This is a genomic window from Flavobacterium terrisoli (genome assembly GCF_030167905.1).
In the GTDB taxonomy this organism is placed as follows: Bacteria; Bacteroidota; Bacteroidia; order Flavobacteriales; family Flavobacteriaceae; genus Flavobacterium; species Flavobacterium terrisoli.
The window spans coordinates 58,804-80,547 of sequence record NZ_JARGNA010000002.1; the positions used below are offsets into that span (position 1 = coordinate 58,804).

The 21,744-nt window shown below is 38.6% G+C and carries 23 protein-coding genes; 18 read left to right on the plus strand and 5 right to left on the minus strand.

Annotation, left to right across the window (positions count from 1 at the left end; translation table 11 throughout):
- Positions 1-117 precede the first annotated feature (117 nt).
- The 12 genes from P1K33_RS02355 (at position 118) to P1K33_RS02410 (ending at position 11,349) form a co-directional block, all read left to right on the plus strand.
- Positions 118-2,490 carry a TonB-dependent receptor gene (locus tag P1K33_RS02355; RefSeq protein ID WP_284651252.1) on the plus strand — a complete coding sequence of 791 codons (2,373 nt, stop codon included), beginning with the start codon at positions 118-120 and terminating at the stop codon, positions 2,488-2,490.
- 3 nt (positions 2,491-2,493) lie between these two features.
- Complete coding sequence (locus tag P1K33_RS02360; protein WP_284651253.1) at positions 2,494-3,312, plus strand: DUF4249 family protein; 819 nt, start codon at positions 2,494-2,496, stop codon at positions 3,310-3,312.
- A gap of 91 nt (positions 3,313-3,403) precedes the next feature.
- Entirely contained in the window at positions 3,404-4,066 is a 663-nt protein-coding gene (locus tag P1K33_RS02365; protein WP_284651254.1) for a thiamine diphosphokinase, read from the plus strand.
- Positions 4,067-4,081: 15 nt separating this feature from the next.
- Entirely contained in the window at positions 4,082-5,065 is a 984-nt protein-coding gene (gene rlmF, locus P1K33_RS02370; protein ID WP_284651255.1) for a 23S rRNA (adenine(1618)-N(6))-methyltransferase RlmF, read from the plus strand.
- Entirely contained in the window at positions 5,062-5,643 is a 582-nt protein-coding gene (gene nudK, locus P1K33_RS02375) for a GDP-mannose pyrophosphatase NudK (protein ID WP_284651256.1), read from the plus strand. The genes rlmF and nudK overlap by 4 nt, the downstream gene beginning before the upstream one ends.
- A 111-nt stretch (positions 5,644-5,754) precedes the next feature.
- Positions 5,755-6,177, plus strand: a complete 423-nt coding sequence (locus P1K33_RS02380; protein ID WP_284651257.1) for a thioredoxin family protein — start codon at positions 5,755-5,757, stop codon at positions 6,175-6,177.
- Positions 6,178-6,214: 37 nt separating this feature from the next.
- Positions 6,215-7,108 carry an FAD:protein FMN transferase gene (locus P1K33_RS02385; RefSeq protein ID WP_284651258.1) on the plus strand — a complete coding sequence of 298 codons (894 nt, stop codon included), beginning with the start codon at positions 6,215-6,217 and terminating at the stop codon, positions 7,106-7,108.
- An 11-nt stretch (positions 7,109-7,119) separates the two neighbouring features.
- Positions 7,120-7,329, plus strand: coding sequence for a DUF4266 domain-containing protein (locus tag P1K33_RS02390; RefSeq protein WP_284651259.1), 210 nt, complete (start codon positions 7,120-7,122; stop codon positions 7,327-7,329).
- A gap of 11 nt (positions 7,330-7,340) precedes the next feature.
- Positions 7,341-8,549, plus strand: coding sequence for a DUF3570 domain-containing protein (locus P1K33_RS02395; RefSeq protein ID WP_284651260.1), 1,209 nt, complete (start codon positions 7,341-7,343; stop codon positions 8,547-8,549).
- An 85-nt stretch (positions 8,550-8,634) separates the two neighbouring features.
- Positions 8,635-10,623 carry an excinuclease ABC subunit UvrB gene (uvrB, locus tag P1K33_RS02400; protein ID WP_284651261.1) on the plus strand — a complete coding sequence of 663 codons (1,989 nt, stop codon included), beginning with the start codon at positions 8,635-8,637 and terminating at the stop codon, positions 10,621-10,623.
- 29 nt (positions 10,624-10,652) lie between these two features.
- Entirely contained in the window at positions 10,653-11,162 is a 510-nt protein-coding gene (locus P1K33_RS02405) for a GNAT family N-acetyltransferase (RefSeq protein ID WP_284651262.1), read from the plus strand.
- A gap of 7 nt (positions 11,163-11,169) precedes the next feature.
- A complete protein-coding gene (locus P1K33_RS02410) occupies positions 11,170-11,349 on the plus strand; it encodes a KOW motif-containing protein (protein WP_284651263.1) in 180 nt (59 codons plus the stop codon).
- On the opposite strand, the gene P1K33_RS02415 is transcribed toward P1K33_RS02410, so the two are convergent.
- Positions 11,346-11,747 (minus strand): excinuclease ABC subunit B, encoded by a 402-nt coding sequence (locus P1K33_RS02415; RefSeq protein WP_284651264.1) that lies wholly within the window; start codon positions 11,745-11,747, stop codon positions 11,346-11,348. The genes P1K33_RS02410 and P1K33_RS02415 overlap by 4 nt on opposite strands.
- A gap of 112 nt (positions 11,748-11,859) precedes the next feature.
- Here P1K33_RS02415 and P1K33_RS02420 point away from each other — a divergent pair, with 112 nt between their 5' ends.
- From P1K33_RS02420 to P1K33_RS02430, 3 genes are read left to right on the plus strand one after another with little or no spacing between them, the layout of a single operon-like run.
- Entirely contained in the window at positions 11,860-12,384 is a 525-nt protein-coding gene (locus tag P1K33_RS02420) for a hypothetical protein (protein ID WP_284651265.1), read from the plus strand.
- Between the two features lie 5 nt (positions 12,385-12,389).
- Positions 12,390-13,190 carry an alpha/beta hydrolase gene (locus P1K33_RS02425; protein WP_284651266.1) on the plus strand — a complete coding sequence of 267 codons (801 nt, stop codon included), beginning with the start codon at positions 12,390-12,392 and terminating at the stop codon, positions 13,188-13,190.
- A gap of 10 nt (positions 13,191-13,200) precedes the next feature.
- Complete coding sequence (locus P1K33_RS02430; RefSeq protein WP_284651267.1) at positions 13,201-13,647, plus strand: DUF1456 family protein; 447 nt, start codon at positions 13,201-13,203, stop codon at positions 13,645-13,647.
- Between the two features lie 19 nt (positions 13,648-13,666).
- Here P1K33_RS02430 and P1K33_RS02435 read toward each other — a convergent pair whose 3' ends face one another.
- From P1K33_RS02435 to P1K33_RS02450, 4 genes are all read right to left on the minus strand, one after another.
- The gene (locus tag P1K33_RS02435) at positions 13,667-14,554 is read right to left on the minus strand and encodes a bifunctional 5,10-methylenetetrahydrofolate dehydrogenase/5,10-methenyltetrahydrofolate cyclohydrolase (protein WP_284651268.1); all 888 of its coding nucleotides are present in this window, start codon (positions 14,552-14,554) and stop codon (positions 13,667-13,669) included.
- Between the two features lie 63 nt (positions 14,555-14,617).
- Complete coding sequence (gene ffh / locus P1K33_RS02440) at positions 14,618-15,955, minus strand: signal recognition particle protein (RefSeq protein ID WP_284651269.1); 1,338 nt, start codon at positions 15,953-15,955, stop codon at positions 14,618-14,620.
- 129 nt (positions 15,956-16,084) lie between these two features.
- Positions 16,085-16,546 carry a hypothetical protein gene (locus tag P1K33_RS02445; protein WP_284651270.1) on the minus strand — a complete coding sequence of 154 codons (462 nt, stop codon included), beginning with the start codon at positions 16,544-16,546 and terminating at the stop codon, positions 16,085-16,087.
- Between the two features lie 25 nt (positions 16,547-16,571).
- The gene (locus P1K33_RS02450) at positions 16,572-17,606 is read right to left on the minus strand and encodes a hypothetical protein (protein ID WP_284651271.1); all 1,035 of its coding nucleotides are present in this window, start codon (positions 17,604-17,606) and stop codon (positions 16,572-16,574) included.
- Between the two features lie 136 nt (positions 17,607-17,742).
- On the opposite strand from P1K33_RS02450, the gene P1K33_RS02455 reads away from it, so the two are divergent.
- Genes P1K33_RS02455 through P1K33_RS02465 form a run of 3 tightly spaced genes read left to right on the plus strand, consistent with a single transcriptional unit; the run spans position 17,743 to position 21,733 of the window.
- The gene (locus P1K33_RS02455) at positions 17,743-18,264 is read left to right on the plus strand and encodes an RNA polymerase sigma factor (RefSeq protein WP_284651272.1); all 522 of its coding nucleotides are present in this window, start codon (positions 17,743-17,745) and stop codon (positions 18,262-18,264) included.
- A 45-nt stretch (positions 18,265-18,309) separates the two neighbouring features.
- Positions 18,310-19,224, plus strand: a complete 915-nt coding sequence (locus P1K33_RS02460) for a FecR family protein (RefSeq protein WP_284651273.1) — start codon at positions 18,310-18,312, stop codon at positions 19,222-19,224.
- Entirely contained in the window at positions 19,211-21,733 is a 2,523-nt protein-coding gene (locus tag P1K33_RS02465; protein WP_284651274.1) for a TonB-dependent receptor, read from the plus strand. The genes P1K33_RS02460 and P1K33_RS02465 overlap by 14 nt, the downstream gene beginning before the upstream one ends.
- Positions 21,734-21,744 lie beyond the last annotated feature (11 nt).

Consider the following 21,744-nt stretch of genomic DNA (forward strand, 5'->3'; position numbering starts at 1 on the left):
GTGTGAAAAATATCAATTATCGGAAAAATAATGTTTCCAATTAACCAAACCTTAACAAATGATTATGAAGAAATAACCAATTTTATTAAGAATTTTGTAATATCAAGAGCCAAATTTATGCCAAAATACATTTACACTCCTATCTTTTTTTTATTATTAACGTTTCAGCTTTATTCGCAACAAAAGTATACTATCAGTGGCTTAGTTTCAGATGGTAAAAATAAAGAAACGTTGATTGGAGTTTCCTTGTTCATTGAGGAAACAAAAACAGGTTTGATGACCAATGAGTATGGTTTTTACTCCATTACGCTCCCCAAAGGAACTTACACTTTATCCATCAGTTATGTGGGTTACCAAACCATACAGGAAAAGATAGAGCTCACAAAAGACACCCGAAGAAACTTTTTAATTACGGAAACCAGCCAACAGCTAGATGAAGTCGTAATCATTCAGAACAATAAGCGCGTTGACGTCAGAAAGCCGGAAATGAGCGTCAACAAACTGACTATTCAGGAGATTAAAGAAATGCCTGTAATTTTTGGTGAAGTTGATGTTATCAAATCAATCCTGACACTTCCGGGCGTGACCAATGCCGGCGAAGGACAATCGGGATTTAATGTTCGCGGCGGTGGCGCCGATCAAAATTTGGTGCTGTTAGACGAAGCGACTATTTATAATTCTTCGCACCTGTTTGGTTTGTTTTCGGTTTTTAATCCCGATGCGATTAAAGATTTGAAATTGTACAAAGGTGGAATTCCGGCGAGATACGGCGGCAGATTGTCTTCCATATTGGATATTTACCAAAAGGAAGGAAACAAAGATTCTTTTCACATGAATGGTGGAATCGGTTTGATTTCCAGCAGAATTCTGGCCGAAGGTCCGATTGTAAAAGGCAAAGGTTCGTTTGTTTTTGCCGGAAGAGGTTCTTATGCACATCTCTTTCTCAAGCTGGTTGACAACCCAAATTTGGCCTATTTTTATGATTTGAATACCAAATTGAGTTATTCCTTAAATGAAAAAAACAACATTTATCTTTCGGGTTATTTTGGCCGCGATGTATTTCAGCTGAACAACAGTTTTGTCAATACTTATGGCAATGCCGTGATCAATTTCAGATGGAATCATTTGTTTTCCGACAAGCTTTTCTCCAATTTGTCGCTTATTTATTCTGATTATTATTATGGCCTGCAGCTCGACATCATTGGCTTTAATTGGGACAGCGGCATCAAAAACTACAATTTAAAATACGATTTCAAACATTATCTGACCGATAAATTCAAACTCACCTACGGGATACAAAGCAATTACTACGATTTTAATCCGGGAAAAATTGAACCAACCGGTGAAGATTCGGGAATCAACCCTGACCAATTGGACAAAAAATATGCTTTGGAAACTGCTTTGTATTTAGATGCAGAATCTCAGATTACTAAGGACATTGCCATTTCTTATGGCCTTCGATTTAGCTCATTCCTGCGTTTAGGCCAACAGAAGATGAACACTTATGCCAACAATGAACCGGTAACTTTTAATACCGAATTCCAGATTTATGAAAGTGCCGAACCTACCGGAGCGATTTATTACGGAAACAATGCCACGATTGCCAAGTTTGACAATCTGGAACCAAGATTTTCAGTTTCCTACACGTTGGATGACAATCAGTCGGTAAAATTAGGCTATAACCGAATGACACAATACCTGCATCTGATTTCGAATACGCAATCGCCAACACCATTGGATGTTTGGGCGCCAAGTGATCAATATTTAAAGCCACAGCATCTGGATCAAACGGCTTTGGGTTATTTCAGAAATTTTAAAAATGACTTGTATTCTCTTGAGGTCGAAACTTTTTATAAGGAAATTAAAAACCGTGTGGATTATATCGATGGTGCCAATTTAATTGCCAATGAAGCGATTGAACGCGTAGTCCTAAACGGGAAAGCAAGAGCTTATGGGTTGGAAGTCCTGTTCCGAAAAAACTCGGGACGATTCAAAGGCTGGGTTTCCTATACCTTATCCAGAACAGAACAAAAAGTAGAAGGCAGAACACCCGAAGAAACCGGAATCAACAACGGCCGATGGTACCGAACCGGTTTTGACAAACTCCACAATCTGGCGGTTGTTGCCAATTATAAATACAACGACAAATGGCGTTTTAGTGCCAATTTTACGTTGCAAACCGGGCAACCTGTTACCTTTCCGACAGGACAATATCAATACCAAGGCGTAACCGTTCCCATTTTTAGTACACGAAATGAAAACAATCTGCCTACCTATCATCATTTAGACGTTTCAGCCACATTAACCCCGAAAAAAAACATCGGAAGAAAATGGCAAAGCGAATGGGTTTTCGGAATTTACAACCTCTATAACAGGCAAAATTCGGCTTCAATTACATTCAGGCAAAACCAAGAAACCGGAACTAATGAAGCCATCCGATTGTCGATTTTCGGCCTGGTTCCAAGTGCGACTTACAACATTAAATTTTAGATTATGAGAGCAATATATTTTTGTTTAGCAATAATGCTTTTCTCCTTTACTGCGTGTGAAAAAGTAGTTGATATAGGTTTACCGACATCGGAACCAAAATTGGTCATCGAAGCCTCCATTCAATGGCTTAACGGAACGCCCGGAAATGAACAAGTTGTAAAACTTTCCACCACAACTGATTATTTTACCAATGAAATTCCTCCGGTTTCAGGAGCCATAGTTTTTATCACCAACAGCGCGAACGAAGTTTTTGACTTTATTGAAGACACCGATCCCGGAATTTATAAATGCGTCAATTTTAATCCGGTGGTCAATGAGACTTATACACTAACCGTTATCCATCAGGGGCAAACTTACACGGCAACTGAAAAATTGCTGGACACGCCTACGGTAACCAGAATCGAGCAAGACAATGAAGGTGGCATTTTAGGCGATGAAATCGAAGTGAAGTTCTTTTTCAATGATTTGGTCAATGAAACCAATTTTTATATGGTAATGATCAATGATCCGTATAAAGTGATTCCCGAATTTGGTGTTATCGAAGATCGTTTTTTCGAAAACAATGAAATGTTTGGATTGTATTTTAGCGAAGATCTGCAAGCCGGTGATACTTTGAGATTCACTCTGAATGGCGTGACTTTAAACTATTATAACTATATGGATATCTTGTTGGAACAAACCGGAACCAATAGCATGGGACCATTCTCAACGCCGACAGCAACAGTAAGGGGAAATATTGTCAATCAGACTGATTTCAACAATTTTGCGTTGGGTTATTTCCGATTGAGTAAAACAGAAGTCTCTGAATATATCATTCAGTAAAAAGCACGAAATGCAAAGTCCGAAGTCCGAAGTTTTTTATTTACTTTTATAATAGTAACTTCGTAACTCAAACTTTTAACTTCGACTTTAAATGTCATCACACCACATCGTTCGCGACGATCAGGAACCTGCTTTAATCATTGCCAATGGCGAAGCCTGCAGCTCCGAATTATTAGGACAATTGCTCGAATGGTCTCCACTGGTGATTGTTCTGGATTCTGCCATCGAAAGAGTGCTGGAATTGGGCATCAAAGTCGATGTATTGTTAGGTGATTTTGACCGTGGTTTTGACCCCGAATATTACAAGGAAAAGCAATATCCGATTGAAATTGTTTACGCACCCAATCAGGACAAAACCGATTTGGAAAAAGCTTTTGATTATTTAATCGAAAAAGGGCATAAAGCGGCCAATGTCATTTGGGCTACCGGAAGACGCGCCGATCATACGATTACCAATCTGACCAATATAGTGGCGTATCGGAATAAACTAAAAGTGGTGATTCTCGATGACCATTCTAAAGTGTTTTTGTTGCCCAATACTTTTGAAAAATGGTACACTGCCGACACCATTCTTTCACTGATTCCAATTGGAAAAGTAACCGGCATTACCACACAGAATCTTTTTTATTCCTTACAGAATGAAGATTTAACCATCGGCTATCGCACCGGCAGCAGCAATCATGTTACGGTAGACGGAATGGTTTCCATCAGGCATGCCGACGGTGATTTATTACTAATGGAATGCTGGGATTAATTAAAAAAACAACTCTTGAAAACTCAAAATAATACTGAAAAAACAAGCCTGCATCCCAGAAATCCACATCGGTTTCGATACGACTTTGAGGCATTGATAAAAGCACATGCAGAGTTGCAAAACTTTGTACACGTCAACGAACACAAAATAGGCTCGAGCGTCAGCGAACAGGCGAAGCAGACCATTGATTTCAGTAATCCGGAAGCGGTCAAAGCACTCAATAAAGCCTTGCTGATTTCCCATTATGATATCCAAAACTGGGATATTCCGGAGCATTATCTTTGTCCGCCGATTCCCGGAAGATCTGATTATATTCATTACATCGCCGATTTATTGGCAAGTACCAACAATGGCGTCATTCCCGAAGGGGAAAACATAGCCGGTTTAGACATTGGTATCGGTGCCAATTGCATTTATCCGATTATCGGCAATAGTGCTTATGGCTGGAGTTTTGTGGGTACCGATATCGACGAAAATGCGCTTCAGAACTGCAAAAAAATAATCGCTGACAATCCAAAACTGATTGACGTCATCAGCTTGCAATTGCAGATAGAACCCCGATTTATTTTCAAAAACATTGTACTCCCGGAAGACCGATTTGCCTTTACCATTTGCAATCCACCGTTTCATTCTTCGGCTGAAGAAGCCTCGAAAAGTGCGTTGCGAAAAATCAATACTTTATCAACTACAAAAACGACTAAACCGGTCTTAAACTTTGGTGGCCAAAATGCGGAATTGTGGTGCAAAGGCGGCGAAATCGGATTCATCACCCAAATGATTTATGAAAGTGCCAAATACCCAATGCAATGCTTGTGGTTTACCACTTTGGTTTCCAAAAAGGACAATCTGAAAAGCATCTATAAAACGCTGGGGAAAGTTGGCGCTGCCGAAATTAAAACCATTGATATGGCGCAGGGCCAAAAGATAAGCCGCATGGTTGCCTGGACTTTCCAATCGCCCAAACAACAAAATGATTTCTTTAATGCTTTAGAACTATGAGTAACCCAAAAATACAAATCCTTGAATCTGAAATTCTTTCCGATAACTGGTACATCCTTCGAAAAATAACCTATAACTATCTCAAAAAAGACGGACAATGGGAAAAACAAATTCGCGAAGCCTATGACCGTGGCAATGGTGCCACGATTTTGCTGTACAATAAAAATTCTAAAACCGTAATCCTAACGCGTCAATTTCGGTTACCAACTTATGTCAACGGCAACGAAACCGGAATGATGATTGAGGCCTGTGCCGGATTATTGGACAAAGACAACGCCGAAGAATGCATTCGCAGGGAAACCGAAGAGGAAACCGGTTACCAGATTTCGGCTGTAGAAAAGCTGTTTGAAGTCTATATGTCGCCCGGTTCCGTAACCGAAATTGTCCATTTCTTCGCAGCCGAATATACCAAAGACATGAAAATCAACGATGGCGGTGGCATTCAGGAAGAACAGGAAAATATAGAAGTTCTGGAACTCGATTTTGACCAAGCCTACAACATGATTGCCTCAGGCGAAATCAAAGATGCCAAAACCATTATGCTTTTGCAATACGCTAAAATTAATATGGTATGGTAGGGTAAAAGTAATGCTTGATTGTTTTCAGTATAATTAATCAAATGTTAAGTTTTTTTTTGAAATATTTTATTCCATTTAAAACTACTTTTATTCTACTAAAACTTGAGAACAATGAAGCGCATCATAACGATTTCCTTTTTATGCATCAGTCTTTTTACCTTTTCCCAGGAAGCTAACACGCTGCAAAACTCATTGGCAAAAGCCAAACAGGAACACAAAAAAGTATTGTTCTTTTTTTCCGGTTCTGATTGGTGTTCACCCTGTGTAAAATTCAAAAAAAACTTTATAGAATCAGCGGATTTTAAAGCATTCGCCGAATCAAACCTTATTGTATTCAACGCCGATTTTCCGAGACAGAAGAAAAATGCTTTATCCAAAGAGCAAACCACAGAAAATGAAAAATTGGCTGAAAAATACAATCCAAACGGATTATTCCCTTATATCATCATATTAGATGAAAATGGAAAAACAGTCCAAAAATGGGAAGGATTGCCAACAGAAACGGTTGCCGAATTTATCAATAAATTAAATTAGTCCATTTAAAATGCAATTCCAAAAGCAAACCAGGTTAATGGGAAATCAGTTTGAGTTCACTTTGATTGAGCAAAATGAAGCTGTGGCTCAGGAGCTTTTTGAAATAGCGATTAATGAAATTAAAAGAATAGAAGCGCTGTTGACTACTTTTTCAGAAGAAAGCGTTACCTACGCCATAAACCAGAATGCAGGTATTCAGCCTGTTGCCGTGAATGAAGAAGTGTTTCAGCTGATCAAAAGAAGCCAGTTTATTTCTAAAATCACACAAGGCGCTTTTGATTTAAGCTATGGCAGCATTGACAAACGATTTTGGAATTTTGATTTGAACATGACTTCATTACCCGATGCTGAAACTGCCAAAAAATCGGTGGCTTTGATCAATTATGAGAACATTATTCTGGATGAAAACAATCAAACCGTTTTCTTGAAAAACAAAGGTATGCGGATTGGTTTTGGCGGAATTGGAAAAGGATATGCTGCCGAAATGGCCAAAAGAAAATTATTGGAAAGCAATGTCAAAAGCGGGATTGTAAATGCTTCAGGAGATTTATCCGCCTGGGGTTATCAGGAAAATGGAAAACCATGGACGATTGGTGTTGCTGATCCAAACCAAAGAAAATCAATCTTTTCTACTTTTAAAATCACCGACAAAGCGGTAGCAACCTCGGGAAATTATGAAAAATTTGTCGTTATTGACAATAAGCGATATTCACATACCATCGATCCTAAAACGGGTTTCCCGGTCTCCGGCATCAAAAGCGTAACCATCATTGCCGATAACGCCGAAATTGCCGATGCTTTGGCCACTCCGGTCACGGTTATGGGAATTGAAGTTGGGCTCGATTTTATCAATCAGTTAAAAACCATTGGCTGCATTCTTATTGACGATAACGATAAGGCCTATTTTTCCAAAAACATTACCATCACTTAAACGAATAACTCATGAAAAAACTGCTCACCATTATTGCCCTAACCTGTTTACTCTCTTCCTGTGAATCAGTTAAAGAGTATCAAAAATCTAAAATCAACGATGCTGAAATGGTATTGACCTCCAAAAAAACCGAAAAATTCGAAAACACTTTTCAACTTTATCGAGAAGCCGGTTCCGGTGCCAATGGTGGCAAAACCGGTGGTGGATGCGGTTGTAATTAATATTTATTCCAATGAAAAAAAGAGTCATATCTGCCGCATTATTAGCCTTTTTATTTTCTTTTCAGGGAAAAGCGCAATCTCAAAAAGATACGATTCCCACGACCTATAAAAAGCAAAAATTAAAACTGGAAGAGATTAATTTTATTTCGAGTTACTATAAACAGGACGGTGACAATTCAGCCGTTACCGGAGGTGTTGGAACAGAAAAACTAACCGACATCGCCACTAACTTTGAAGTTATTTTATCCAAAAAAGACAAAAAAAATAACATTCACGGATTGGATTTGAATTTAGGCATCGACAGTTATACTTCTGCCTCATCCGACAACATTGACCCAAGTACCGTTTCCTCTGCTTCGTATCAGGACATCAGGATTTATCCTTCCGCCAATTACAATTACACCAATACGGAAAAGAAATATGTCTTGAATGCCGGGGTTTCATTCTCTGCAGAATTTGATTATACTTCTATCGGAGCCAATCTTGGATTTACCAAAACATCCAAAGACAATAATCGAGAATTCTCCGTAAAGGGAATGGCTTTTTTTGATACCTGGAAGGTTATTTTGCCTATCGAATTAAGAGACAATCCATCCGATGACGAAGCCAATCATTTGGATTCGAAACCAAGGACTTCTTATAATTTAGGATTGACCTTATCACAAGTCGTCAATAAAAACTTCCAAATGGCATTTTTGGCAGATCTTGGTTATCAGGAAGGATTATTGGCCACAAAATTCAATAGGGTTTATTTTGAAGACAGCTCTGTGCGTTCCGAAAAATTGCCTTCTACCCGATTCAAGATTCCGTTGGGTGTAAGAGCGAATTACTATTTAACCGATAGGATTATATTACGCACCTATTACCGCTACTATTATGACAATTGGAACATTAGTGCACATACCGTTAGTATTGAACCGAGTATTAAACTCACTCCTTTTTCTTCACTGTCATTACCCTATCGCTTTTATGCGCAAAATTCGGCCAAATACTTTAAACCGATTTACCAGCATCAGTTGAACGATGAATTTTACACCAGTGATTATGACTTGTCTAAATTTAGCAGTCATATGATTGGATTAGGCTATCATTTAACCGACAGTGATAAAGGTGTTTTTAACATTAAAAGAATCCATAGTTTAGAATTGCGATATGGTTATTACACCAGAAATAATGGCCTGAGTTCGCATATTGTTACCTTGGCATTCCAGTTTAAGTAAGCGGAGTTTTTCATTAAGTTCAAAGTTAAAAGTATAAATATTCTGCTTTTAACTTTGTAACTTAGCGACTCCATAACTTCAAAAAATGAAATTCCAAGTCGTATCAGAATACAAACCCACTGGTGATCAACCACAGGCAATTGACAAATTAGTCGCCGGAATAACCAATGGTGAAAAATACCAAACGCTTTTAGGGGTTACCGGTTCCGGAAAAACCTTTACAATGGCCAATGTGATTCAGGAAGTGGAAAAACCGACCTTGGTTTTGGCACACAATAAAACCCTGGCGGCGCAGTTGTATTCCGAGTTCAAGCAGTTTTTCCCAAACAATTCGGTACAATATTTTGTGTCGTATTACGACTATTACCAACCCGAAGCTTATATACCGGTGACCGGCGTTTTTATAGAAAAGGATTTGTCCATCAATGACGAATTGGAGAAACTGCGTTTGAGTACCACTTCTGCCCTATTATCGGGACGAAGAGACGTTTTGGTTGTGGCTTCCGTTTCTTGTTTGTACGGTATCGGAAATCCGGTCGAGTTCCAAAAGAATGTGATTTCGATTGAGAAAAACCAAATGATTTCGCGAACCAAACTGTTACACCGTCTCGTGCAAAGTCTATACTCGAGAACCGAAGCCGAATTCACTCCCGGAACATTCCGCATCAAAGGTGACACGGTGGAAATTTTCCCGAGCTATGCAGACGAACCGTTCCGCGTGCATTTCTTTGGCGATGAAATTGAAGAAATTGAAGCTTTTGACCCAAAAACTGCCAAAGTTTTTGAGCGATACGAAAAACTTAATATTTATCCAGCCAATATGTTTGTGACATCTCCCGATGTTTTACAGGCTGCGATTTGGGATATCCAACAAGACTTGGTCAAACAAGTCGATTATTTTAAGGAAATCGGAAAACATCTCGAAGCCAAACGTTTGGAAGAGCGCACCAATTTCGATTTGGAAATGATACGTGAATTGGGCTATTGCTCCGGAATTGAGAATTATTCAAGATACTTAGACCGACGACTTCCCGGAACGCGTCCTTTCTGTTTGCTCGATTATTTCCCGGATGATTATCTGATGGTGGTCGATGAAAGCCATGTGACGATTTCGCAGGTTCATGCGATGTATGGCGGTGACCGAAGCCGAAAAGAAAACCTAGTGGAATACGGTTTCCGATTGCCGGCCGCGATGGACAACCGTCCGTTAAAGTTTGAGGAATTCGAAAGCATGCAAAACCAAGTGGTTTATGTTTCGGCAACACCGGCGGATTATGAATTGCAAAAATCGGAAGGGATTTATGTCGAACAGGTCATTCGCCCAACGGGATTATTGGATCCGGTGATTGAAGTGCGTCCGAGTTTGAACCAGATAGATGATTTGATAGAAGAAATTCAAGTAAGATGTGAAGCCGACGAACGTGTTTTGGTCACTACCTTAACCAAAAGAATGGCGGAAGAACTCACCAAATACCTGACCAAAGTTTCGATTCGTTGTCGGTACATTCATTCCGATGTGGATACTTTGGAACGGGTGGAAATCATGCAGGATTTGCGCAAAGGTTTGTTTGATGTTTTGATTGGCGTGAACTTACTCCGTGAAGGTTTGGATTTACCCGAAGTGTCTTTGGTAGCGATTTTGGATGCCGATAAAGAAGGCTTTCTGCGCAGCCATCGTTCGTTGACACAAACCGTAGGCCGCGCAGCGCGAAACGTCAACGGCAAAGCGATTATGTATGCAGATAAAATCACCAACAGCATGCAGAAAACCATAGACGAAACCAATTACCGTCGTGGCAAGCAAATGGCCTACAACACCGAACACAATTTGGAACCCAAAGCGCTGAACAAAAGTTTGGGCAATGCCTTGAGCAACAATTCGGTTTCTACACAATATTTTGAAGACAAAATTGCCAAAGCAGCCGAACCTGAAAGTTTGTACTTATCCAAACCCGAAATAGAAAAGAAAATCAGGGAAACACGCAAAGCGATGGAAAAAGCGGCCAAGGACTTAGACTTTATGCAGGCAGCGAAATTGAGAGATGAGATTCAGGCGTTGCAGGAAAGGATATAGTTGCTGGCTCAATAACCTTACATTAAAAAATGAATTACAATTTTAGAAAAGCAACCATTTCAGAAATACCACAGGTATGGAAAATCCTCCAGCAGGCCATTATACGCAGAAAAAAAGACGGAAGTCAACAATGGCAGGATGGTTACCCTAATGAGATTGTCATTCAGCAGGATATTGCCAAAGGCATTGGTTATGTTTTAATGGATAACGACACCGTTGCCGGTTATGCCGCGATCCTTTTCAATGATGAACCTGCGTATGAACATCTCAAAGGAACCTGGCTGACCAATGGAGATTTTGTGGTATTGCACAGAGTGGCCATTTCAGATGACTTTTTAGGCAAAGGCTTGGCTCAGAAAATTTTTCTTTCTACGGAGGATTTAGCCATAGCCAACAATATCTTTAGCATCAAAGTAGATACTAATTTTGACAACATTCCGATGCTTAAAATTTTAGAAAAGTTAGGATATGCCTATTGCGGAGAAGTGACTTTTAGAGGTGGAATCCGAAAGGCTTTTGAGAAGGAATTGTCTAAATAATGCTTTTATGAAAACAGAAAATTTAAAAGACGGTGACCACTGTAAAGTAATCGGAGGAACACATATCGGAAAATCGGGTACGGTTCGGGATATTAACACCAGCAAAACAGGTCACATTACCATCACTGTTGAACAAGAAAACGGAGTCCGATTCAAAACGCTGGGTAAGAATGTAACAGTAGTTTAATTCAACTGTTCCTGAAAAACCTCGAGTAAAAATTCTGCCGATATCATTTTGTCCGGAGAAGTTTCCATGGCTTTCAATACGCGCTTAATGGCATGAGGATTCAATCCCATATTGATTCCGATTTCATGAATCTTAATCTGTTCGCGTTCGTGCAATACACCATCACAGTGCATCAACAATGCCAGACGATAGAATTGTTGGATGCGTTCAAATTCTGATTTGATTACCACCGGGTAATTTTCCTGATGAAACAAAGCTTTGAAATCTTCATCAGTTACCTGAAGCTCCTCGGCAATCATCGTCAGAAAAAGATATTCTCTCTCGTGAAGTTTTCCGTCAACCACTGAAAAAGCAATCATTTCAGCCAATAAGGTCAATTTTTCTTCGTGTTTGTCCATCAATTAGATAATTTTTATGCTAAAATATAATTTTTTGAGAAACCATAAACATTTATTTTTTAACATTGGTATGGCATAATTTTAGTTAATTTTACTTTTTAAAATTTAAACAATGAAAATCGTTAAAATAATATTCCTTTTGTTTCTCTTTTTTGCCATTGATGTTAATGCTCAATATGGTTATGGAAATGGTTACAGAACCAGTGCCGGACCGGGAGTAATCAGGGATAACAGAACACCAACTACAGAACAAACGCCCAAAGAGCCATCGCCGGCGGAAATCGAAAAAAACAGGGTTGAAAAAATCGAGATTTATATGTCACATTTGAAAAGTGACTTATCACTTGATGAACTACAATATATCGCCTTTAAAAATGAGTTGATTTCAACAAGCAAAAGAATGGATATAGTGTCAAAAAGTGACTATTCAGACGATGAAAAAAACGCTGAAATGAGATCCATACAGGAAAAATTAGAGAAAACGCTCATGAGTTATCTGAACCCTGCACAAAAGGAAAAATACCAATTGCTAAAAATCCAAAAACCGGAAAAAAAGGACGAAAAAAAGAGGAAAAAGAATCGAGACAATCCAGAAGAGAACAAAGAAACTGAGACCAAGACAGAAACCAACAACTAAGTGATTTGAAAACCGTTTACCTTTTACTTTTTTGTTTTCTTTTTGGTAATACTTTTGCTCAGGAAAGCACCGCCAGTAAACAAGTATCGACTTTTACTCTGGATGCGCCACAACTTAAAACTACCAAAAAAATTTGGGTCTATTTACCCAAAGATTATTTGGCTTCCGCCAAAAAGTATCCTGTCATTTATATGCATGATGCCCAAAACCTATTCGACGCCAAAACTTCTTATGTAGGCGAATGGAATGTGGATGAAACTTTGGACAGCATCAACGCCCAAGTCATTGTGATAGGTATTGAACACGGCGGAGACAAGCGTATTGAAGAACTGACGCCTTATCCGCATCCAAAATATGCCGGTGGCAAAGCCAATGACTATTTAGATTTTATTGTCAATACGCTAAAACCAAAAGTTGACGCCATTTACCGAACTAAAACCAATGCAAAAAACACCGCCATCATGGGAAGTTCGCTTGGCGGATTGGTTTCGTTTTATGCAGCGCTAAAATATCCTGAAATCTTTGGAAAAGTGGGTTGCTTCTCGCCTTCATTTTGGTTTTGCCGAAAAGACCTGAATGAATTAATGGCCAAAACTGAAAATTTCAAAACCAAAGTTTATTTTCTCTGTGGCGATAATGAAGGCGATGCCGATGTCATTCCCGATATGGAAAATGTGGAGAAATGGGTCAACACCAAGCGTTGCGAATGCAAAAAACTCAATAAGAAAGTTATCATCAAAGGCGGACAACACAACGAAAAATTGTGGCGGGAGAATTTTAAAAAGGCGTACCTTTGGCTTTTCTAATTTCAGACAAATGAACAACAACGATATATTCAAAAAACTCCGTGTCGCATTACAATTAAGAGATGACCAAATCGAAGACATCTTGAAATTGGTTGATTTTCGCATGTCGAAAGGTGAAATCGGAAATTTTTTTCGCAATGCCGATCATCCAAAATATGTAGAATGTGGTGACCAGGTTTTGCGTAACTTTTTAAACGGATTGGTGATTTATTTGCGTGGTACCAAAGAAGCACCGAAAAACGCGATGGATGTGATTAAACAAAATCAGGAAGCGGTAAAGAAAAACATTGCTGAAAAGCCTAAAGCGGAATTTAAGACTAAGTCTGACTTTAAGCCAAAGCCTAATACAGATTCGAAGAAAAAACCTTTTAATCCAAAAGACAAAAAGAAGCAAGCGCCGAAAGTCCAAGTGGTGGAAAAAGTCCAATATAAAAACGGTAAAAATAAAAAATCCTGAGTTGTCACTCAGGATTTTTTTATTCTAATCTTAATCGTTTCTGTTCTCGGGCGAGTAGCGTGTTTTTCAACAACATCGCAATCGTCATTGGCCCTACGCCACCGGGAACCGGCGTAATGAATGATGCTTTTTTGGACACAAATTCAAAATCAACATCACCGGTAATTCGGTAACCTCTTGGATCAGTATCATCGGCTACACGTGTGATTCCTACGTCAATTACCACCGCATCATCTTTGATCATTTCGGCTTTCAGATAATTGGGCACACCCAAAGCAGTGATAATGATATCGGCTTGTGTGGTGATTTGCGCTATATTTTTGGTGTAACTGTGTGTTAAGGTAACTGTTGAATTTCCGGGAAAACCTTTTCTGCCCATCAAAATACTCATTGGACGGCCAACGATATGGCTTCTTCCAATTACAACCGTGTGTTTTCCTTTGGTTTCCACATTGTATCTTTCTAACAATTCCAAAATCCCGAAAGGTGTCGCCGGAATAAAAGTCGTCATATCCAACGCCATTTTCCCAAAGTTTTCCGGATGGAAACCATCAACATCTTTACTTGGATCAATCGCCATTAACACTCTCTGGGTATCAATTTGTTTTGGCAAAGGCAACTGTACGATGAAACCATCGATATCGTCATTTTCATTGAGTTCTATAATTTTTTTCAGCAATTCGGTTTCTGAAGTGGTACTTGGCATTTTGATTAAAGTCGATTCAAAACCAACCAATTCACAGGCTTTTACCTTACTCCCAACATACGTCAAACTCGCACCGTCATTCCCTACAATGACTGCCGCCAAATGAGGTACTTTTTCACCATTGGCTTTCATTTTATTCACTTCAGCCGTGATTTCCATCTTGATGTCGTTGGAGATTTTCTTTCCGTCTAATAATTCCATGTAGTTATAATGTTGTGTTATATTATAAAAAAATAAGACGCGATGAATCGCGTCTTTACCTTGTTATCTCATGCCCTTCATGCCGCCCATCATGCGCATCAAGTTCTTGCCTCCGCCACCTTGCATCATCTTCATCATTTTACTCATTTGGTCGAATTGCTTCAGCAATTGGTTTACTTGTTCTATTTTCGTTCCCGAACCTTTGGCGATTCTGTTTTTTCTTTTCATGTCAATAACAGCCGGTTTGGTTCTTTCCAAGGGTGTCATCGAGTGGATGATTGCTTCTATATGTTTGAACGCATCGTCTTCAATTTCTACATCTTTCAATGCTTTTCCGGCTCCTGGAATCATACCCACCAAGTCTTTCATGTTACCCATTTTTTTCACTTGTTGGATTTGGGATAAGAAATCATCAAAACCAAATTCGTTTTTGGCGATTTTCTTTTGGAGTTTTCTCGCTTCTTCTTCGTCGTATTGTTCTTGTGCTCTTTCCACTAAGGAAACAACATCACCCATTCCAAGGATTCTTTCCGCCATACGCGAAGGATAGAACACATCAATGGCTTCCATTTTTTCACCGGTTCCGATGAATTTGATTGGTTTATCCACCACCGATTTAATCGAAATCGCAGCTCCGCCACGGGTATCGCCGTCTAACTTGGTTAAAATAACCCCGTCAAAATTCAATCTGTCGTTAAACGCTTTTGCTGTATTCACGGCATCCTGACCAGTCATCGAATCCACTACAAACAAAGTTTCCTGTGGCTTGATTGCCGCATGCACATTGGCAATTTCGTTCATCATTTCCTCATCGATAGCCAAACGACCAGCCGTATCGACAATCACTACATTATATCCATTTGATTTAGCATGCTGAATCGCGTTCTGTGCAATTTGTACCGGATTTTTATTCTCAGGTTCAGAATATACTTCAACGCCGATTTGGTCACCTACTACATGCAACTGGTTAATTGCCGCCGGACGGTAGATATCACAGGCTACCAATAATGGTTTCTTTCCTTTTTTGGTTTTGAGGTAATTGGCCAACTTTCCTGAGAAAGTCGTTTTACCCGAACCTTGCAAACCTGACATCAAAACAACCGATGGCGTTCCGGACAAATTGATTCCGGTTGCATCTCCACCCATCAATTCGGTCAATTCATCTTTTACGATTTTGACCATCAATTGTCCCGGTTGTAATGTTGTCAATACATTTTCACCAATGGCTTTGTCTTTAACTCTAGTGGTAAAATCCTTGGCAATTTTAAAATTAACGTCGGCATCAAGTAGTGCGCGACGTACTTCCTTTAAAGTTTCGGCTACATTGACTTCGGTGATTTTTCCATGTCCTTTTAAGACATGTAATGCTTTATCTAGTTTCTCACTTAAATTATTGAACATAATGGCAAGCTTTGTTTTTATGAAGTGCAAATTTAAGGATTTGATTTAGAACTTCTATGCCTGACCAAATAAAAAAACCACCCTTTTTATAAGGATGGCTTCATTCAATAAATTAATCTCAATAACAAATCAATTCTTTGTGAAAACTAGGGTGTCGGTTCCACCATTTCCACCACTGATATCAATTAATGAAATCGTCGTGGCTGAATAAGATACTATGTCCCAATCATCGCTAAGATCAGCGAAGTCTGCCGGAGAAGCAAAAGCAATATTAAAATCTAAATCACTGCTTGGATTATCATCGTCACTATCATCAGAAGTAACCGACCAAGTTCCTGTGTACGTATTGGTACCATTGGTAGCACTTAATACATTGCCTGAAGCAAAAGTAAAATTGTATCCTGTAAAATGATTGGTTTCATCATTTCCTGAATCTACATAACTGGTCACTCTCCAGGTTCCATCGGTTGCTGTATTGATTACCGGTGTCGGATCCTGGGAAGAAGAATTATCATCATCGGAGCTGCACATTGAGGCAACGTTTAGCATGAACAGGCAAAATAAGGCCGGAATTAAAATTAACTTTTTCATTGTTTTAAATTTAATAGGTTAGTATTTAGTTTTTAGTAAAAGTCAGATAGTCTGTACTATCGCTGTTTTGGTCTTTTAATCGGATAATGGTTGGTGTAAATTCAATTACGCGCCAATTGGTTTCTAAATTTTCCAATGAAGAACCGTCAAAATTGAGGCTCAGTCTCAGATAACCATTTTCGTCGTTGATATCCCAATCACCTTCAACTGTTGAGCTATTTCTTTGAGCCAAAACGGTTTCATTGTTATTGAAGGTGAAATTATAACCGTTGTAATAATTGGTATCAATTTGATTATCATACTCAGCATACGAAATATTCCAACTTCCGTCTATGATGATTTGTGCCAGGGTTGATTCGGCGTTTCCGCTTCCTGAATTATCATCATCACAATCATCAATGGAATCGTCAATAAAATTTTCGAGGTCGCTGTTTGAATTAATCACAACCGTATCTCCATTTGAATTCACAGCAGAAATCGGATAATTAATAGCTACGTAAATGTTATTGCCCAAATTGGCTAAAAAATTAAATAGGTTACTATTGCTTGTTATCGTTACGGTATCGGCCAACTGATTATTACTATCATAAACATTGATGGTTATTGGATAAACCAAAGCAATACAGTCAATTTCATCAAAACCGTCATCTTCGCCACATTCGTCCAGCGCCTCATCTAAATCATCTGCATCATAGAGTACTTGTGTTTGGAAATTTTGGTATTGAATCGTTATCGGATACACAAAATTCACCAAATCATCATCATTTGAAAATTCGTCAATTGCGGTTTGAACCGTTTGATAATCGGCTTCGTTAGTTACCGTAATCTGTTGTCCGTTTACAATTACCGTCACGGGTAATTGAACGCTGAAACAACTCGAATTGTCTAATACATTATCAATTGACGTTGGATTTTGGGAAGTTCTCGACAACAAACCCGCTATCGGAGAATCGTTCACAAAAGTTTGGGTATCGTCCTGAATAATGGTTTCTTCTTCTTTTTGGCAACTGCCGAGAGAGAGAAGTATAAAGCCAAAGATTATGTATCGCAATGTTTTCATAAGAATAAAGGTTTAGTTCCGCTCCGTTTGCCTATTGGTTCGGGTTGGTTTGAAAGTAAAACAAGCAATCGTAAAATTACCCTACTTTAGTTGAAAAAAATAATTATTTTTACCAAAGACTTAGCCACAAAATTGTATGTCAAAAGAGGAATTATCAGGAATTTGCAAGGAAATTATTTTTTCCAACTTTTTTAAAAGTCATGCCAAAGCATTGCGGAATTATCTCTATTACAAATTTGGCAACGAAGACCAAGCCGAAGACATTACCCAGGAAGCGTTTATCAAATTGTGGCAAAACTGCGCCGATGTTCCTCTGGAAAAAGCCAAATCTTATGTATATACCATTGCCAATAATGCTTCACTGAATGTGATTGCACACCAAAAAGTGGTTTTAAATTATGCCAAAAGTGTTCCAAACAAAGACACTACCAATGAAAGTCCGGAGTTTATCTTAGAAGAAGACGAATTCAAGTCGAAACTATTAAAAGCCATTGAAAAACTAAACGAAACCCAACGCGTGGCTTTTTTGATGCATCGAATCGATGGAAAAAAATATGCTGAAATCGCTGCCGAATTAGATATTTCGGTCAAAGCGGTGGAAAAAAGGATTCATGTCGCTTTGTTGGAATTGCGCAAAGAGTTTGATCATTTTAAGTAGGGTAAAATTAAATAAAGTTGTTTCAGTATTGAAATGCAGAAGATTATGGAAGAAGATTACAAATTAGCAAAGTGGCTTGCCGGTGAAATGACCGAGGAAGAATTGGCCGAATTCCGTGCTCAGCCCGACTTTGCCATTTACGAAAACATCAAAAAGTACTCATCGAAATTGGAAACATCCCATTTTGATGAGGATAAATCTTTGGCTGTAGTTTTGGCTGCTCCAAAGAAAGAAATCAAAACCATTTCGCTTACCCAAAATTGGTTTTTCAGAATTGCCGCGGTTTTAGTGCTTGGTCTGGGATTGTTTTTGGGTTACCAAAACTTCGCCACTTCAACCGAATATGCTGAAAATGGCATTCAAAATACTTTTACTTTACCCGATGATTCGGAAGTAGTTTTAAATTCCGGTTCCAAAATTGAATATAATAAATGGAATTGGGACAACCACCGAAGACTTGAATTGAATGGTGAAGCTTATTTTAAAGTCGCCAAAGGCAAAAAATTCGAAGTCCATACATCGCTCGGGAAAGTGACTGTTCTCGGAACACAGTTCAACGTAAAACAACGCGACAATCGATTTGACGTGACTTGTTATGAAGGAAAAGTCAAAGTGAATTATCAAGACAAAGAAGTATTGATTACCAGAGGCATGAGCGTTGTTTTTGAAGATGGGAAATCCATTTCGATTCCGGAGAATTTAGTTCAAAGTCCGGAATGGCTCAATAATGAAATGGTTTTTTATCAGGAAGATTTAAAATCAATCATAGGTGAATTTGAGCGTCGTTTTAATGTAACTTTGGAATTAGAATCGAGTGACAATTCCCAATTATTCACCGGAACCATTCCGGCAGAAAATATTGATATTGCCTTGCAGATTTTGGCCACAACTTATCATTTGAAACCTACTAAAGTGAGTAAAAACAGAATCATCTTAAAATCGGTTGATGCTCAAAAATAGATTAGTCTATTCCTTTTTTGTTTTACTTTTTTCGTTGGTCCAATGTTTGGCGCAAGGAGAAAAGAAGGCCATTCCATTGAAAAATATTTTGGCCCAAATCACTCAGCAACATGACGTGAAATTCAGTTATATTGAAGATGAAATTGCAGTTTATTCCGTTATTATCCCGGATGCAACCTGGACATTGGAACAAAAAATTGACTACTTAAAAAAGGAAACCAAACTTGGATTCAAACTGATAATTGAAAAATATTATACGATTTTCAACGACCAAAAATTAGACAAACCGCTTTGTGGGTTTTTGGTCGACGCTGATACCGGGAGTGGCATTGAAAATGCCGTACTCAAAATTGAAAAAACCGCTGTTGCTGTTTTTACGAATGAAAAAGGGTATTTTGAATTGCCAAAAGTTTCCTCTAATTTGATAACGGTACAACACCAGAGTTATCAATCGTTTAGCATCAATCCAGAAGATTTATATATTTCCAGCTGCCCGAAGTTCAAGTTACAATCGATTACGCAAACCCTTGAGGAAGTTGTGGCGCAGAAGTATCTGGCCACCGGAATCAGCAGAAAAAGTGATGGCTCGATTGAAGTAAAACCAAGAAAATTTGGCATTTTACCGGGTTTAACCGAACCCGATGTCCTGCAAACCATGCAACAGGTTCCCGGCATCATCAGTATAGACGAAACGATTTCTAATATCAATGTTCGTGGTGGAACACATGACCAAAACCTATTTCTTTGGAACGGCATCCGAATGTTTCAAACCGGGCATTTTTTTGGTTTGATTTCTGCTTTTAATCCTTCTTTGGCACAAACCATTTCGATTACTAAGAATGGCAGTTCAGCCTTTTTTGGTGAAAGTGTTTCGAGTTTGGTCGACATTTCTTCCCGAACCAATATTGTCGAGGAAACCAACAGCAGCATCAGCACCAACCTCATCAGCTCAGAGTTTTATACCAAATTAAAAGTCTCGGAGAAGGCCAATCTGACTTTGTCGGGCAGGCGTTCGCTGACCGATTTTTTTAAATCGCCGACGTATCGAAATTACAGCAATCGTATTTTCCAGAATACCGTGATTACCGATTTGAATAACAATGAAATTGTGAATTACAAAAGCAATGTAGCCTTTTATTTTTATGATATTACAGCACAGTTTCAGCAAAAAATAGGTGAAAACGACTTGAATATTGACATCATCGCCATTGAAAACACTTTACAGTTCAATCAATATTCTACTGATTTGAACAGAAACAGCGCTTTGGAACAGGAGAATTTTGGTGCCACGATACAATGGAAAACCCGTTGGAATCCAAAACACAGAACAGAATTCAAAGGTTATTTTTCAAGTTATGATTTGAATTCGACTAATGAAACTTTGGAAAGTAATCAGATTTTACAACAAAAGAACAAAGTACTTGACACCGGATTTCAAGTTGGGCATTCGAATCAAATTTCAAAACAAATTATTTTTAATTCCGGCTACCAATTCAATGAAACCGGCGTGACCAATTTTGACAAAGTCAATCTGCCGCTATTCTCGAGAACGATTACCAATGTTTTACTGACGCATGTTGGAATCGCAGAAGGTGTTTTTGAAACCGAAAACAAAAAGACATTTTTAAAAGCCGGTTTGCGGGCGAATTACTTTGATAAGTTTGATTTCTTTCTTTTGGAACCGCGGCTTCAGTTCAATCAGGCGTTGACTTCTGAGTTGCGATTGGAAATTTTGGGCGAACAAAAAAGCCAAACGCTTTCCCAAATTATTGACCTGCAACAGGATTTTTTAGGGGTGGAAAAACGAAGATGGACTTTGGCCAACAATTCAACCATTCCGATACAAAAGAGTAATCAGATATCATTGGGATTTAGTTATAAAAAGAACAATTGGTTGTTGACTTTGGATAATTTCTACAAAAAAATAACCGGAATCACCAGCAGCAGTCAGGGTTTTCAGAACCAATTTGAGTTGGAAAAAACCATTGGTGATTATCAGGTAATTGGTACAGAATTCTTAATCCAAAAGACTCTTAATCGATTTTACACTTGGCTGAGTTATTCCTATAATGACAATCGATATGATTTTGAGTCTTTATCCGACACTACTTTTCCCAACAACTATGCGATTACCCATGCCATTTCCTGGGCAGGAATTTATGAATGGAAAAAGTTTAAATTGGCTTTGGGAACCAAGTGGCATACCGGAAAACCGATTACCACGCCAACTTCTTTTACGGTAACGGATGCCAATCCTAACATCGTTTACAATTCGCCCAACAATTCAAAATTAAAGGATTATATTCAGTTTAATTTTTCAGCCTCAAAAAATTGGAAACTAAACGACAAACTGACTTTACAAACGGCAATGTCGGTACTCAACTTATTTGACCATGAAAACAGCCTGAATCGTTTTTACAGAGTGAATCCTAACAATAATACGGTCGAAAGCGTTGATACTTTTTCTTTGGAAGTGACGCCGAACTTTAATGTAAAGCTCAGTTTTTAGCATAAAAAAAG